General features: G+C 39.8%; 11 protein-coding genes. 10 read left to right on the top strand and 1 reads right to left on the bottom strand.

The features are described 5' to 3' along the window. Nucleotides 1-20 precede the first annotated feature (20 nt). The 3 genes from tal to ACI882_RS10270 all read left to right on the top strand — a co-directional run bounded on the left by tal (nucleotide 21) and on the right by ACI882_RS10270 (nucleotide 2,914). Nucleotides 21-971 carry a transaldolase gene (gene tal / locus ACI882_RS10280; protein ID WP_411746884.1) on the top strand — a complete coding sequence of 317 codons (951 nt, stop codon included), beginning with the start codon at nucleotides 21-23 and terminating at the stop codon, nucleotides 969-971. A gap of 170 nt (nucleotides 972-1,141) precedes the next feature. Beyond that, on the top strand, nucleotides 1,142-2,407 hold the full coding sequence (locus ACI882_RS10275; protein WP_411746885.1) for an ABC transporter substrate-binding protein: 1,266 nt from the start codon (nucleotides 1,142-1,144) through the stop codon (nucleotides 2,405-2,407). A gap of 12 nt (nucleotides 2,408-2,419) precedes the next feature. After that, complete coding sequence (locus tag ACI882_RS10270; RefSeq protein WP_411746886.1) at nucleotides 2,420-2,914, top strand: DUF1566 domain-containing protein; 495 nt, start codon at nucleotides 2,420-2,422, stop codon at nucleotides 2,912-2,914. Nucleotides 2,915-2,937: 23 nt separating this feature from the next. On the opposite strand, the gene ACI882_RS10265 is transcribed toward ACI882_RS10270, so the two are convergent. Beyond that, entirely contained in the window at nucleotides 2,938-4,083 is a 1,146-nt protein-coding gene (locus ACI882_RS10265; RefSeq protein WP_411746887.1) for a helix-turn-helix domain-containing protein, read from the bottom strand. Nucleotides 4,084-4,240: 157 nt separating this feature from the next. Here ACI882_RS10265 and ACI882_RS10260 point away from each other — a divergent pair, with 157 nt between their 5' ends. The 7 genes from ACI882_RS10260 to ACI882_RS10230 all read left to right on the top strand — a co-directional run bounded on the left by ACI882_RS10260 (nucleotide 4,241) and on the right by ACI882_RS10230 (nucleotide 16,538). Continuing rightward, nucleotides 4,241-6,316, top strand: a complete 2,076-nt coding sequence (locus ACI882_RS10260) for an endo-1,4-beta-xylanase (RefSeq protein WP_411746888.1) — start codon at nucleotides 4,241-4,243, stop codon at nucleotides 6,314-6,316. Between the two features lie 111 nt (nucleotides 6,317-6,427). Continuing rightward, complete coding sequence (locus ACI882_RS10255; RefSeq protein ID WP_411746889.1) at nucleotides 6,428-8,434, top strand: methyl-accepting chemotaxis protein; 2,007 nt, start codon at nucleotides 6,428-6,430, stop codon at nucleotides 8,432-8,434. A gap of 421 nt (nucleotides 8,435-8,855) precedes the next feature. Further along, nucleotides 8,856-10,112 (top strand): extracellular solute-binding protein, encoded by a 1,257-nt coding sequence (locus ACI882_RS10250; RefSeq protein ID WP_411748472.1) that lies wholly within the window; start codon nucleotides 8,856-8,858, stop codon nucleotides 10,110-10,112. Nucleotides 10,113-10,183: 71 nt separating this feature from the next. Further along, on the top strand, nucleotides 10,184-11,137 hold the full coding sequence (locus ACI882_RS10245) for a carbohydrate ABC transporter permease (RefSeq protein WP_411748471.1): 954 nt from the start codon (nucleotides 10,184-10,186) through the stop codon (nucleotides 11,135-11,137). Between the two features lie 8 nt (nucleotides 11,138-11,145). Then, a complete protein-coding gene (locus tag ACI882_RS10240) occupies nucleotides 11,146-12,000 on the top strand; it encodes a carbohydrate ABC transporter permease (RefSeq protein ID WP_411748470.1) in 855 nt (284 codons plus the stop codon). Between the two features lie 4 nt (nucleotides 12,001-12,004). Next, nucleotides 12,005-13,609 carry a glycoside hydrolase family 43 protein gene (locus tag ACI882_RS10235; RefSeq protein ID WP_411748469.1) on the top strand — a complete coding sequence of 535 codons (1,605 nt, stop codon included), beginning with the start codon at nucleotides 12,005-12,007 and terminating at the stop codon, nucleotides 13,607-13,609. 232 nt (nucleotides 13,610-13,841) lie between these two features. After that, nucleotides 13,842-16,538, top strand: a complete 2,697-nt coding sequence (locus ACI882_RS10230; protein ID WP_411746016.1) for a glycosyl hydrolase family 8 — start codon at nucleotides 13,842-13,844, stop codon at nucleotides 16,536-16,538. The last annotated feature ends 187 nt before the right edge of the window (nucleotides 16,539-16,725 follow it).

The raw sequence follows: 16,725 nt of genomic DNA, 5'->3' as shown, positions 1-16,725 counted from the left end.
TTTAACTACGGAGATACAAAGTGACTTCTCAATTAGAACAATTAAAGAAATATACAACCGTTGTCGCCGATACAGGCGACATAGCGTCAATCCAAAACTTTAAACCTGAAGATGCAACAACGAATCCGAGTTTATTGTTTAAAGCGGCCGAAATGCCTGCTTATCAACATTTAGTTGATGACGCGATTGCCTGGGGTAAAGCACGTTCTGCCGACAACTGGGTTGAAGAGGCCATGGATAAACTTGCAGTTAACTTTGGCATTGAATTGCTTAAATTAGTACCTGGCAGAGTTTCAACCGAAGTGGATGCGTGTTTGTCATTTGATACCGATGCTACCCTAGCGAAAGCACGTAAGCTTATCGCTATGTATAAAGACGCGGGTATATCAACAGATCGCGTATTAATTAAAATAGCCTCGACTTGGGAAGGTATTCAAGCGGCAAAAGTACTTGAGAAAGAAGGTATTCAATGTAACTTGACCTTGTTATTCAGTTTTGCTCAGGCAATCGCTTGTGCGCAGGCTGAAGCTTACTTGATATCACCTTTTGTTGGTCGAATTCTAGATTGGTTTAAAGCTAAAACGGGTGAAAACTATACGGCCGATACGGATCCAGGTGTTTTATCGGTAAAAACCATTTTCGACTATTACAAAAAACACGGTTATAAAACTGTTGTAATGGGCGCAAGCTTTCGAAACACTGGTGAAATTATCGCGCTAGCCGGTTGTGATCGATTAACCATCAGTCCAAATTTATTGGCAGAGCTTAGTGAATCCAATGCAGAATTAAAACAAGCATTAGATTCAACAGATTCATCTGCGTGTGATTTAGATAAAATCGAATTAGATGAAAAATCTTTCCGCTGGATGATGAATGAAGATGCGATGGCGACAGAGAAACTGGCTGAAGGGTTAAGAGGCTTTCATGCTGACTTCGTTAAACTTCAAGACGTACTAAAATCTAAAGGTTAATGCTTTAACTAAATTTATAAATATTTATTAAAAAAGGGATGATTTTTCATCCCTTTTTTTTACTGAATTTACAATAAATCATAATGCATATTAGCGAAATTGCAACAGATCTAAGGTTGGTTTTATTAGACAATCACCCTGAATTAAAATAAAAATAATGTAGGTTGATTATGATTAACGTTAGTCGATTAAAAATATTTCTTCTTTGTTTGTTTGCCATCTCTGTATCAGTCGGTAGCTTTGCTGAGCGTGAAGTTGTTCGATTTATGCATGTCAGTACGGAAGCGAGCTATATGTCAATGTTAATTGAATTGGAGATTAAATTCGAAGCAAGTCATAGAGATATTGATATTCAAGTTGAATCCGTATTAGATAAAAATTTAAAAGCCTTCCAGCATCAAATGTTACAGTCTGACTACCATCCTAATATACTCTATAGCTGGGGTGGCGGTGATTTGGCTAGTTTTGCACGGGAAGGTTTATTAGCAGATGTCACCAATAAAATTCCAGCTATTTCTGATCGAATTTCTAAAGGGGGAATGTCTGCGTTTCAAGTTGATGGCCAACAATTCGGATATCCGTCTTCATTAACTCAAGTGGGATTTTGGTATAACAAAACGCTTTTTTTAGAAGCAGGCATTAACGCAGAGGAAATGTCTGAATGGGAAGGTTTTTTACAAGGGATCTCAGCACTAAAACAAGCTGGCATTGTGCCGATAGCGCTTGGCGGAGGCGATAAATGGCCAATTCACTTTTATTGGAGTTATCTAGCCATGCGAACCGGTGGTCAGGAAACTTTTAATCAAGTATTAGATGGCCAATTGTCTTGGAATAACAAATATTATATCCGCGCGAGTGAGTTACTTCTTGAGCTAGCGGATCTTCAACCTTTTCAAGAAAATTTTGAAAACTATACTTATACAGATGCATCAGCCTATTTCGGTAACCATAATGCGGCCATGCATTTAATGGGTGACTGGGATATCGGGACTCAGCGCTCACTCTCTGAAAGTTTTGCAGGCGTCAGTGACCGTGATTTGGGATTTATGCCATTTCCTTCTATACGGGGCGGACTAGGGAGCGTAACGGATACGTTAGGCGGTGTTAATGGTTGGGTATTCTCTACAGATGGCGCAACACCTGGAGCATTGGCATGGATAGATTTCTTGTTGACGGAAGAAGTCCAAAGGAGGGAAGCTAAGTTAGACATTACAATTCCTGTCGTAATAGGTAGTGATGACGGAGTTAAAAATGACTTTAAAGCTCAGATAGCAAAAAACATAGCACGTTCGCAATGGCATCAAATATTCCTAGATCAAGCGTTAGGAACAAACGTGGGCGGTATTATAAATGACATAAGTTTTGGTTTAGCAACTCAACGTATCAACGCTCGTGAAGCGATAGCGCTTATTCAACGTACTTGGGATAAACAATAGAAGGCGATTTATATGAAAATAATAAAAATGATAGTGCTTGTTTTCCTAGTATCGAGCGAAAGCATTGCTCAGGTGTGTGATACAAATACTGTTGATAGCCACTTTAATACCTTTGTAGATAAAAAAAATGGCACTATCGTAGATGAAAACCTAAAACTACAGTGGATGAAATGTAATTATGGTGAGCGGTATGAGCAAGGGAGTTGCAGTGGAGCTTCGGAAAAACTACCCATGCACATTGCTCAAAGCAAAGCAAAAAATTATAAACTAGCCGATGAAAATAACTGGCGATTGCCAACATTGGTTGAACTGTCGTCACTTACTAAAAAAGGTTGTATGTTACCTTCGACCGATATCGAACTCTTTCCTACCTTCAACTCAGAAATGTATTGGACAAGTGATCGTTTTCAGTTTTTTTCGTGGACCGTATCGTTTGATCATGGATTCCCTGTTGCAGCTCAAATGGGATATCCGAAAAATGTACGATACGTTAGGTCGATAGATTAGAGTTATAGGTTGACCATGTTCAGTTACTGGTTCGAATGACTCTTAATCTCTCGATACTTGACTGGAGTCATGCCTACTTCTCTACGGAAAATATAATACAAATATTGTGCGCTAGAAAGTCCACATTGAATTGCTATTGCATCTATCGACAGACTTGTCGATCTTAGTAGTTCTTTGGCATTTTCTAGTCGTACATCATGTAGCACTTGGTGAATGGTTTTATTAAGTTGTTCTTTGAATCGGCTTTCTAGTGTATTTCTAGATGTTCTACACTCTAAAATAACTTGCTCAGCCTTTATTGAGCGATGAAAATGACAGTAAATAAACTTGAGTGCTTTAGAAACTAAAGGATCATCACTGACATCTAAGTAAGCTGATAATCTGTTAATAACATCACCAGGAGCAACAAGTCGAGTTGTTGTCTGGCTTTCACTATTTAGCTCGAATAATGCCAAAAATGCTTCACGACCGAGTACAAATGGATCAAATGGCACACTACTGATCGGTACCAATGAAAGTTGATTTTCTGTTTCATCGTTATCAATACCAATAACAGCTATGTGCCCGGGTACATCAATGTTTAAATTGTTTGCCAAGGTAATAAGCTGCCTAGCTTGAGTGTCGCTGGCGCACAAATAACCTGTATGGGCGACAACACCTTTTAATAGGTGCTCTCGGATATTGAAGGTCGTAAAGTCGCCAATCCAATTGGAATTTGAACTTTTAACACTTTCTTCGAAAAGGTTTTTCCTGTGCTCTGCCCAATAGCCAATTTCGTTTGCCATTCCAGAAAAGTAACCGAAATTCTTAATACCACAGGCGACTAAGTGCTCCTTTGCTTTATTTACGATGGCTTTTGTATCGGGCGCAACAAATACAGTCGCAAGTTTTGTTGTTTCAGGTTGGTAGAGTGAATGGCTCATTAATCCAACGACAGGAATATTCAATGAAGCACATAAATCTGCATTTTGAGGCCAATCAAAATCGGCAATAATCGCATCCCATTTATAATCGTGAGCGACAAGCAGTGCTTCATCATAGGTCATAAAGGTTACTTGCAGTTTACTATTTGAATGTTTTAGACCGTCTAATATACCATCGATAATTTTGCGGTCGTAAGGGTGCTTTATGTTAAATAGTACGAGTATTTCTTGCACGTTTATAACCATTGATAAAATTCCAAGTGAATTTCGCCATAGATTGGGTAAATATACTACAGGGATAGTAGAAAAGCGCAAAGTTCATAATGAAGTTGACGGTATTCGTAATAATTACTAAGGCAATTGCGCTTTATATTGGCATTGGTCCTTTAATTTAAGAGCTACCATGAAAACAACAATAATTTTGACTACCTTATTCTTATGCAGTACAACACTATTTGCCTCGGATAACCAATGGCTTGAAGTAATTAATAACTCCTCAATAAATTTTGGTGTTGCTGTAGAATCCCGTTATTTAGATAACCCACTTTACGCTAGCCAACTGATTAAAAATTTCAATACGATAACACCCGAAAACTCGGCTAAATGGGAATCTATACACCCTAAGCGAAATCAGTATGACTTTACTGGTATGGATGAAATTGTTAACTTTGCACAAGAACATGACCTGCAGATCCGTGGACATACCTTGGTATGGCATATGCAAAATCCAGGGTGGCTAACAAACGGTATGTGGCTTGAATCAGAAGCACGTGAGGTTATGAATGAACATATAAATACAGTGGTTACCCGATATGCAGGGAAAATAGATCGCTGGGATGTGGTCAATGAAGCACTAGATGATAGAGGTGAATTGCGGAAATCCTCTTGGTACTTTCTATTGGGTGATCACTACATTGATGAAGCTTTTAAGGCCGCGAACGCAGCAGATCCGGGCGCTATTTTGTACTATAACGATTACGGTATTTCAGATTGTGGTGAGAAGGCTGATGGTAGCTATCATCTTATGAAAGATCTTTTAAGCCGAGATGTACCGATTCATGGTATTGGCTTGCAAGGTCACTTTGATGTTAGTTCACCCGTAGACTTACACTGTTTAAATGACAATATTAATCGGTTTGGCGAATTAGGTTTAGAGGTTCAACTGACCGAGCTTGATATCCGTTTGAAAGTAGATGAGATAGATGCTGATTTACTGCAGGATCAGCAGAATCAATACGCACAAATACTCGGTCTACTAGCCTCTAACCCCTACTTAAACGGTGTAACTGTTTGGGGTTTAAGTGACGCTCATAGTTGGGTTCCTCATTGGTTTAATGGTCAGGGTTCTGCTCTTCTATTTGATGATCAACTCAATGAAAAGAGCATGTTAAAAGATTTGAAAAAAGGTTTTATTGATATTATTAATGATGGCGTATTTTTTCAATTACCCGCAAAACGGGCTAAGAATCTTCGCTCGTTTCCGGTTTTTATTGCAAGTGAAAAAACAGAACAAGTGGAAATTGACCAGTTGTCTGCTCCGGAATTTTGGCAAAATGTGCCTGTTTATCCGCTCGGTTTTAACCAGCTTAATCCTAAAAAACCATGGAACCCTAGTAAAAAAGACATTGATGGCTCATGGCAGGTGGCCTATATAAATAACTCACTAATTGGTCGCTTACATCGGGTTGATGACATTACCAGTGATATAAATAAAACGGCGATATGGGAAAATGATTGTGTTGAAGTGTTTATTAAATGGGAAAATAAATACTATCAATTTCGGGCACTAGTCGGCCAGACGTTTGCGGATATTTCCTTTCCAGGCATTGCCAATGCACTATGGTCTGATTCCGGCGATTATGTGTATTTTAAGATTGATTTCCCTAATGTGACCGACATAAAAGGTGAAACTATCGCTTGGAATATTGCACTTTCAGATGTCGATAAAAAAGGCGCTAGTCGAGAAGTACAGCTGTATCCTGTGCCTGGAACGAATCGTTCTTGGGTTGGAAAAGATTTGGCCGAGCTTCACTTTACAGGTCACAATTTGCCACCCAGTAATGAGTCGCGTGGAGTTGTAGCGCCATTAAATGCCCAGAAAATGACCTTGCCTAATGTGAGCGCTGGCATTCAAGATCGTATTGAACAATACCCTTTGACGTTCCCTATTGGTGACTCCAATTTGAGCTTAATGCGTGATGTAATTGTGCAGTTAACTTGGGATGACTCAGGGCTGATGGCCGTTATTGGATTACCTGAAGAAGTCGTAGCCATTAGTACAGAAATTGATATTAAGGACCAAACCGCTAGGCAAGACGTAATTGATGCCAAAACTTCCAGAATTCATACCAAAGCACCTCTAGAGGCGAACCAGTTTCTAAGAATAAGGGTGAAAGCTACCTATGAAACAGCTAGCGGTGAGTCATATACATATAGTCTTGCACCGAATAACGGCTATATCGATGTAAGAACTCAATAAATGTTAAATAAGTTAAAATTCATAATAGTAATGGGAGATTTTGCAATATATCTGAACTGGACAATGAAGTAGCTTGTCCAGTTCAGATATATTAATAAGAAGAAGGTGCAAATGAAACTCAGTATAATTCAACGCGTATCTGTAGGCTTTATCTTACTCTTGTGTTTGATATTTGGATTGTCACTAATATCGATCAATGCACAAAATCAATTAGGTGTACAAGTTCAAGTAGTCGCAGGCCATTACTCCTCATTATTGCAATTATCAAATCAGGCCAGTATTGCGCTACAAAATTCTATACGACACAGCAGCGACTTTACTAAATCAACCAATTTAGATCGCCTAGATATTTTGGCACAACAATCATTAGATCAAGCTCATAGTTTTCAGGATGCGCTGGATGAATTAAGCCATTTAGTTAAAGATAATAATGATCAATTAACTCGACTATCGCTTACAAAAAATGCAGCAGATCAAACCTTTAATCAAATAACTGAATTGCAAGCACAGCACAGAAACTGGGTTAACTATGTAGCGAAAGTCGCAGATCAATCTACTCGTGTTAAAGGTCTTTATGGTGATTTATCAAACTCGTTAAATGGACTTAAACGTTCTGAAGCACAAAGCAATGAAGATTTGAGAGGTGATTTGGACTTTCTTAGTGATCAAGCCTCTAGTGCAGATGTTTTACTAAAACAGCTAACAGGAACACTTAATCTGGATGAGGTTTGGCTCCATAAAACAAACCTAGATAGACACCTAAATTATTTGAATAAAAAAACTATACAAATGAGTAAGGCTTACCCAAAAATAACTGAAGCACTTACACCTCTACTAGGGCAGTTTATAGCGGAAATTTCTGAAGTAGACGGTATGGTGCCTAATTATTTGAAACGACTTGAATTGGAAGCTGAAATAGAGCTGTTGGTTGAAAATCAATCCGAGTCAATAGAAAGAGCCATAAATTTAATGTCTGACTTTGCGACAGATATATATAAGGCAGCTTTAGATTCTCAGAAACAATCAGAAGAAGATATAGAATCAGCACAAAAAACTATTGTAATTTTTGTAACTGTAGCGTCAATACTGGTCATTCTAATTTCAATCAACATCGTAAAAGGTATTCGCCGTTCTTTAAAAGCTATCCTTTTCGGTTTAACTGAAATAGCAGATGGTAAATTAACGGTTAAACTAAAAACAGGTCAAGGAGATGAATTAGAGCAGGTTGCAGTTGGTATTAATCGACTGACCAAACAAATGAATGATGTTTTAAGTGATATTGCGCTCAATGCAAATGAAGTATCTGTCGTTAGTAATCAAACTGAGGAGTCCAGTACGAAAACCAGTATGCTTTCAAAAGACCAAGCGCTTCGAATAGATACTATGACCAGTGCAGTTCGTGAAATGGAACAGGCGATCGCTGAAGTAACACAAAATGCAGAAGCAACTCAACAAAAGGTAGTTGAAGTCGATAAATTTACGCAAATTTGTCAAAAAAATGTATCCCAAACCCAAAATCGTATACAAACACTTAATAACGAACTTGGCGAAACAGGTAGTGCGATATCTATTTTGCAACAGGAGTCAAAACAAATTGAAGCTATTTTAACGGTCATTCAGAGTATTGCAGAACAAACCAATTTATTGGCACTCAATGCAGCTATTGAAGCAGCTCGCGCTGGGGAGCAGGGGCGAGGCTTTGCAGTTGTGGCGGATGAAGTTCGGCAATTAGCAACACGAACGCAGCAAAGCACCAACGAAATTAAATCTATGATTGAACGATTATTTATTCAAACTAATAATGTCGAAGAAACTGTCGCGCGAAGTCAATTGACAGCTAAAGATTGTGTTATTTTATCGATTGAAGCAAGTGATGGGCTTAAAAGTATTGTCAAAGACGTCGCCCTTGTAAGTGAGATGAGCTATTCGATTGCAACTTCTACGGAGGAACAATCTGCAACCTCTAAACACTTGTCTACAAATATGGAAGATATTCGATCTCAAAGTGAGAGGGTGTCGGATGAATCTCAAGCGCTGTTAGATCAGACCAGAAGTTTGAATGCAATTTCACATACATTGACAGGCTTGCTTGAGCGGTTTCAATTAATTAAAACTTAAGAATAGCATTACTGTTATTTATTTTTTAGCCGCAAGCCATTGCTTGGAGTACGAATGCTTTTAAAAATTATTTTTCAGTTAAACCCTAACTAGAGAAGGGTTATGAAAAATAATTAGGGAACTGAAACGGAATAGGAATTGATTGTTGTTTTCCTTTCCTTTTAGGTTTTATGGCTATGTCGAATTTTATCGGCACGGATGAAACTTGATTTTTTGATGTTTTTTAAGCATCCATAAAGCAACTAATTCATTGTTGAATTTTACGGATTATTAGTGTCGTGGTAGTTAGATTTCATAATGTAATTGGTTGTTATTGCAATATATCAGCGCAGGAAAGCGAGTACACTTTATATAGTTCATCAACATTGAAAATCTCAATAACTGAGTGAATTGATGTCAATAACAATAACAGGAGAATTAAATGAAACTTCTAAAGAACCTAGCATTAACAACAATAATATCATCTATGACCTTTATTGGCGCGGCTAGCGCTGAAACAGTCACCATGTTACATAACCAGAATACACCAATACAACAAGAGTTGTGGGACACATTTGCCGCTGAATTCGAAGCAGCAAACCCAGATATTGACATTGTAATGGAATTTATGGAAAACGAACAATACAAGGCAAAGTTGCCGACGTTATTGCAGTCCAAAAATCGGCCAAATATTTTCTATAGTTGGGGTGGTGGTAACTTTGTTGACCGTGCAGCTGCGGGATTGTTGGATGACATAACCGCTAAGTCAGCAGGATTCAAAGAGATTATAAGTGAAGGTGGTATCTCTGCATTTAGTCATGATGGAAAAGTGTACGGCGTACCTTACACATTGGCGCAAGGCGGATTTTGGTATAATAAAGTATTGTTTGCTAAAGCTGGTGTAGATGCCGAAAAAATAAAAGAATGGGATGATCTTTTGGATGCAGTTAAAAAGCTAAAAGCTGCAGGTATTACACCTATGGCTTTAGGTGGTGCTGATAAGTGGCCTGTACATTTTTATTGGACATATTTAGCTATGCGTACTGGCGGTCAAGATCTATTTAACGATGCCGTTGATGGAAAAGCAGATTGGAATAACCCTGCTTATGTTCAAGCTGGTGAATTGTTTGCTCAGTTGGTTGCATTGGAGCCATTCCAACCTGGTTATGCGGCGGCAACATACGGCGAAGCATCGACAAAAATGGGTAACTACGAAGCAGCAATGCATTTGATGGGTGATTGGGAACGTAATGTACAACGCGACAACGCTGAAGATAAAGTCGGTATCACTGACGATAAGCTTGGCTTGCTCTCATTCCCTGCAGTTAAAGGTGGTAAAGGACGTGGTAGTGACACCCTAGGTGGTGTAAATGGTTTTGCCTTTGCTAAAGACGGCGGAACTGACGCGGCAGTTAAGTGGATGGAATACTTTGTTGGTGAAAATCAACAGAAGCGTTTAGCCGCGGCTGGGATCGTTATCCCTGTTACCAAAGGCGCAAGTAGTGCGGTTCAAGATAAGTTTCTTAAGCAAATAGCTGAGAACATTGCGGCGGCCAAATGGCACCAAGTATGGTGGGACCAAGCATTAGGTGCAGATATTGGTGGCACAATCAATGACTTCTCTGCCTCAATGGCAAGTGGTGATGTAACATCAAAAGAAGCGGTTGAAATGCTACAGGAAGCTTGGGAGCTTCGTTAATTTTACCTGTAAGAGGGAGGTGGTTAACTTCCCTCTAATTTCTTTTTACTTTACTTAGTTTGGCAATCATTATGAGCGAGAATATGATGTCTGGAACTCGTGCGCAATCATTAAGTCGTTGGGAGCAGTTGCAAAATTGGATTTATCAACGCAATGTTGGTGGTCGTTTAACGACACTGGCGTTCTTTTTACCACCAGCTTTAGTACTTTTTTCAATATTTGTATTTTTACCAATTACTGAAGCCTTTTATTACAGCTTCTATAAATGGCAAGGTATGACGGATATTGCAGAGTCCGGCCAGTTTGTTGGCTTGAGAAACTATATTCAGGTTTTGAATCACTCAGTATTTCATACGGCAGTTTACAATACGTTCAAGTTGATATTGTTGTCGTTAGTTATTCAGTTACCTATTGCATTAGGTATTGCAATGCTGGTTGCCGAAAAAGGTTTCGGGAATAGCATGTTTCGACTCGTTTATTTTATGCCATTCATTTTAGCTGATATTGTTGCCGGCTTGTTATGGCGTTATATTTACGACGGTGACTACGGTCTTGTTGGTCAAATTTCACAGCTCCTTGGGTGGGAAAACTTTTATCCTTTAGCTGACAAAGACACGGCATATAATTCAATTCTACTAGTTGTACTTTGGAAGTACACCGGTTACCACATGATGATTTATATTGCAGGTTTACAGGGTATTCCAAAAGATCTATTGGAAGCTGCTCGGCTAGATGGCGCCAATTGGTGGCAAACTCTTATTCGTGTAAAACTACCGCTTATCAAACACGCTGTAAAATTATCTGTCTTCTTCTCAATAATCGGCGGGTTACAATTCTTTGAAATGGTGGTGCCATTGACCAATATGGGACCAAGTAATTCAACTCAAACGCTAGTCAGCTATTTGTATCAATATGGGATTATCCGAATGAAAGTTGGTTTCGGTAGTAGTGTCGCGGTCATTATTTTTGCAGTCAGTGTTTTGTTTGCCTTTATGTATCAAAAATACGTCATGTCTAAGGATTAAGGTGAGTTATGTTTTCTCGTAAAAAATCGACAGAAGTAGGTGCGAGACCAGTTGTTAATGCAATGCGTTTGGCATTCTTGTTTGCGACCTGTACTTTGGTGCTAATACCTTTCTACGCTGCCTTTACGGGTGGCTTTAAAGCACCGGGCGAATTGCGTGCAAATCCATTTGCATTACCGCAATCTTGGGATCTTCAATACTATATTGAAATATTTCAAAACCCCACGCTATGGCAAATGCTGGGTAACTCACTGTGGTATACCACGCTTACTATCATATTTACCATGCTGATTTCTGCAATGGTAGCGTTCACCTTTTCGCACATTCATTTTTTTGGCAAAAAGTTTGCTTATTCTTATCTGATTAGTGGGATGATGTTTCCAGTCGCCACTGCACTACTCAGTCTATTTATTAAAGTGCGTGACTTCAACTTGCTCGATACCACGGCAGGGTTGGTTTTACCGCAAGTGGCATTTGGTATTGCAATGTCAGTACTGTTTTTCCGTAGTTTTTTCGAACAATTGCCTAAAGAAATATTTGAAGCTGCGATGGTCGATGGCTGTGGTTACAGTCGGTTTTTCTTTAAAATTGTGTTGCCATTGTCGACTCCGATTTTAGCAACGGTTGGCGTGTTTATTTTAGTAGGTACATGGAATGGCTACACTATGCCGCTCATCCTGTTGAATTCGCCCGAGAACAACCCTTGGACTTTAGGTCTTATGCAATTTCGAACAGAATATGATGTTAAGTGGAATCTGGTACTGGGTTACATAACAGTCACCATTGTTCCTGCAATCGCATTCTTCTTACTCGCACAAAAATATATTGTTGCCGGACTAGGCCAAGGCGCCGTCAAAGGATAATTAAATGACTCTTACTGTTACCAACCCAATTTTACCTGGTTTTAATGCAGATCCTTCTATTTGCCGAGTCGGCGACGATTACTACATCGCAACGTCGACATTTGAGTGGTACCCAGGTGTGCAAATATCGCATTCCAAAGACCTAAAGAATTGGCGTGTTATTTCGCGACCACTAAATCGCCCTGCGCAATTGAACATGCTAGGTAACCCAGACAGTTGTGGTATTTGGGCACCGTGTTTAACCTATAGTGATGGTTTGTTTTGGTTAATTTATACTGATGTGAAACGCCTGAACGGAAATTTTAAAGACTCCCATAACTATTTAGTTACCAGTGACACCATAGATGGAGATTGGTCCGATCCAGTGTTTTTAAATAGTAGTGGCTTTGATCCATCGTTGTTTCACGACGACAATGGACAAAAATGGTTGGTGAATATGGTGTGGGATTATCGCCACACCAATAACCGCTTTGGCGGTATACTGTTGCAAGAATATGACCACGATAAAAAACAATTGGTTGGACCTATCGATAATATTTTCAAGGGCAGTTCCCACGGGTTGGTCGAAGGACCGCACGTTTATAAACATAACGGTTACTACTATCTGTTTACTGCAGAGGGCGGTACTAGCTACGAACATGTTGAAACAGTAGCACGTTCGCGGTATTTGAAAGGGCCGTATGAGCTGATGCCATCTGTTTATCTCGTTACGTCAAAGGAACATCCCAACAATTATCTACAGCGCAGTGGTCATGGTTCTTATTGTGATACGCCTGATGGTGATTTTGTATTTGTACATTTGTGCTCACGACCTATGCGTAATAGCGGTCGCTCTCCATTAGGCCGAGAAACCTCTTTACAGATGATGACTTGGAAAAACGATTGGCCGGTGCTTACGCATGGCAGTGCAGCACCGTTGACAACAGTTGAAGTTCCCATTACGCAAGAAATGCCTTTCGAAATGCAGCAAGCACGCATTGAGTTTAACGAACCTGTGTTAGATATTCGTTTTCAATGGCTACGGAATCCATACCCTGAAGAGTTCATTGATCTGAATTCACGGCCCGGATATTTAAGATTAAAAGGTTTCGAATCATTAGGGTCTACCTTCCGAAGTTCGTTGGTTGCTTTACGGCAAACCGATTTTAAATATCAAGCGTCTACGAAAATGGAGTTTAATCCAAAAGACTACCAACAAATGGCGGGTTTAGTCTGTTATTACAATACACACAAATACCATTATTTGTATGTGAGTTACGACGAAGTTAAAAATCGACGTCGCCTTGGCATTATGAGTTGTGTTGCCGGAGCGACGTGGAACTCTGAGTTTCCCCTGTACGATGAATTAAATGAGCTTGAAATTCCTCAGAGTGGCGCCCTATACTTACGCGCTAACATAGACTACTCCGTACTCTATTTTAGCTGGTCTATAGATGGTGAAGATTGGAAAAAAATTGATGTTCGTTTAGATGCCAGTATTCTGAGTGATGAAGCTGGTACTGGAGAGGGTTCTAATTTTACGGGTGCGTTTTCTGGAATTTGTTGCCAAGATTTGGCAGGTCAAAAGCGTTCTGCCGATTTTGAGTATTTTGAATATTTAAATTTATAGTGTTTTTTCTGTTTTGGCGCGAATTTATTCGCGCCTTTTTTTTAACTATCGTATTGGAACAATCCACATTCAGATCATTTCAATGTAATGGTAAACTCAAAGCCTGTTCTCAGGTTAGTTAATATTTCATAATCGATTTCCAATATATTGTAGTGTTTAATAAAGTCAATGCCGCTTAATATATCTTCTAGACAATAGTCGTTTTCGAAAAATAAAAACAAAATGAAAATATATGAAACAGGTTAAGTCACCTTTATTTTTGGTGAGTGTATTAGCATTGACTTTAACAGCTTGTGGTCCTGAAAAAAAACCTGACCCAAGTCCTTTACCAGAACCTGAGCCAGAAATTGAGTTTCCAATTACCTTTCCAACTCCTCGTGATGAGTCAGTTGTTGAAGCCATAATTGACTCTTTCGCCGATGACTCTTTATATTTTACGGGTGATTACAAAAACTGGTTTGTTGAATTAGGTATTGCTAGTGAAGTTGACGTTCAAGAAAAAATTCAACAAGTCTATCAAAATTATTTTTATTCCGAACCGAGCGTAACGGGTGTTGCGCCTGATGATGCCGCGGTGCAAGGTGATTTCGCCCTAATGTATCCGGTGGGCGATGATATGGCGTTCATCAACGCTTTCGATAGCAGTGACATCCGCTCAGAAGGTCAGTCTTACGGCATGATGATAACCTTGATGATGGACGATCAAGAAGCGTTCAATAAAATTTGGAAATTCACCAAAACCAAAATGCAACATACCTCTGGAGATCAAGAGGGATTTTTTGCATGGCATTTAAGCAATGAAGCGCCTTATGATATTTTGGATGCTAACCCAGCACCCGATGGTGAAGAGTGGTTCGTCCAAGCCTTGTTTATGGCACATAACCGATGGGGTAGTGATGACGGAATTTTTGACTACCAAAGCGAAGCGAACGAATTGTTAGAGCGAATGGTTCATAAGCAAGAAAACACAACCAGCTACCCACTGATGAACGCAGAAAATCAGATGATTACGTTCGTTAATACCAAAGAGTTAGAACAGTATACTGACCCTTCATATCACACGATGGCCTTTTATGAATTGTGGGCCGTTTGGGCCGATCACAATAATCAGTATTGGCACGACGCAGCTCAAGTATCGCGCGACTTTCTACCAACGAATGCCCACCCAACAACGGGTTTGTTTTCCGACTATGCCGCTTTTGATGGTACGCCGGAAGTCACTACTTTTAATGCTGACAGTCATAGAGCTGCGTTTGACTCACATCGAGTTATTGCAAACTTGATGATGGACTACATGTGGGTAAGTAAAGATGCAACCATGCATGAATTGGCAAATAGAAACCTAGATCATTTCGCGGCGATTGATGCTGTTGATGGGCAAGAATATAAGTCGGTTAACGAACTTGATGGCACTCCTTTAGTTGAATATAAAGCACAGGGGCAAGTAGCCATGAATGCAGCAGGTGCGATAATTTTTGATGGTGATTATCGACAAACTTATATGCAACAACTGTGGGATCTAGGCCAGCCAGCAGGGCAGTGGCGTTACTACGGTGGCTTATTATATATGATGGGCTTATTGCATGTGTCTGGTGAATTTAAAATTTATGGCGATGGCGTCATCGACACTGACGGTGATGGTCGAGGAGACTTAATTGACGTTTTCCCGTTCGACGTTAATGAATGGGCTGACTATGATGGTGATATGCAAGGCGATAACGCTGACACTGACGATGATAACGACAATGTGTTAGATGTTGACGACGCATTTCCTAAAAATGCTAACGAAGATACAGACACCGACGGTGATGGTATTGGAAATAACGCAGATACCGACGACGACAACGATGGCATTGAAGATGATTTAGATTCGGATCCGTTAGTCAGTAACGCAACTGCCTTTGGTTATGATTTTACCAATGGAATAGCTGATGCTTCCGGCAGCTGGACTGCCTACAACGACAATACCTACGCTAATTATGATGTACAACCAACTCATGACAATACAAACGGAGTATTAACCATTACTCCAAATTGGGTCGCAACAACCGACCAGTTTACAGTCAAATATCAGCAGTTTACTGCCTTGAATATTACCAACGGAGCAGACCTTCAAGTACAAGTTAAAGTAGACCCAGCGTATATCGCTGACGGCAACTTAGTCGTACAGTTATTCTTAGAAGATGCTAACTACAAACCCGCTTATCTTGGTTGGACACAAGTTAATGGCTTCACCAGTGGTGAGTTTATTACGCTGGAAGCACTCGATATTAACCCTGCCACTTCCTTTGGCTATATAGATGGGGCTTTTGACTTCACGCAAGTGCGTGGGATTGGCGTGCAGTTTATTGCGAATGGCAAAGCAACCTCAGTGGTTGGTGCCATTGAAATGGATAATGCATCGCTGACGCCGGCCGCATTGACTGATGTTGATTTACATTTTACGGATGATATTACCGGTTGGGCAACGTCAACCGATGCGGGTTCTGTTACTGCAAGTTTGAGTCATAATGCAGTTGCCGGCTCCTTGGTGGTTTCACCCATTTGGGGCAATGCCAATGCAGATCAATTGCGCATCAAATACAACGGGTTCACAGCGAAAAATATCTATAACGGTGTTGATGTTTCATTGTCATTAAAAGTGGCTCAAAGCTACAAAGATGACGACAAAGTTTGGTTTCAAGTAACGTTAATAGACGCATCGGGTAAGTCGGTTTATTTTAATACCATGAATATCGCCTCATTTGCTTCTGATGTTTTTACTCCGATAACCATTACCAATGTATCGCCAGCATTTAGCTTTGGTTATGTCGAAAGTGGATTCAACTACGGGCAAGTCATAGGACTAGGTTTGCAAATGGTCGCAAACGGCAAAGCAATAGATATTAATGGCGATGTCGAAATTGATTACATGCGCTTGTCCTTCTAAGCCACCAAAAGGCTCCGCGTTGGGCGGAGCTTTAGATGTTCACGACCCATTCATTTCATTAATTCAATCCTTTATTGGTAATCACAATTTGTTGGTAATTAGTTTGACAGATGAATTAAATTTGGTTCATTATAACCCTTTCTGTAAATAAGCCAGATGCGATGTATTTGGTATTTAGGTATTAAAA

Source organism: Reinekea sp., assembly GCF_046710285.1.
GTDB lineage: Bacteria > Pseudomonadota > Gammaproteobacteria > Pseudomonadales > Natronospirillaceae > Reinekea.
This window is presented reverse-complemented; position numbering and strand designations above follow the sequence as displayed.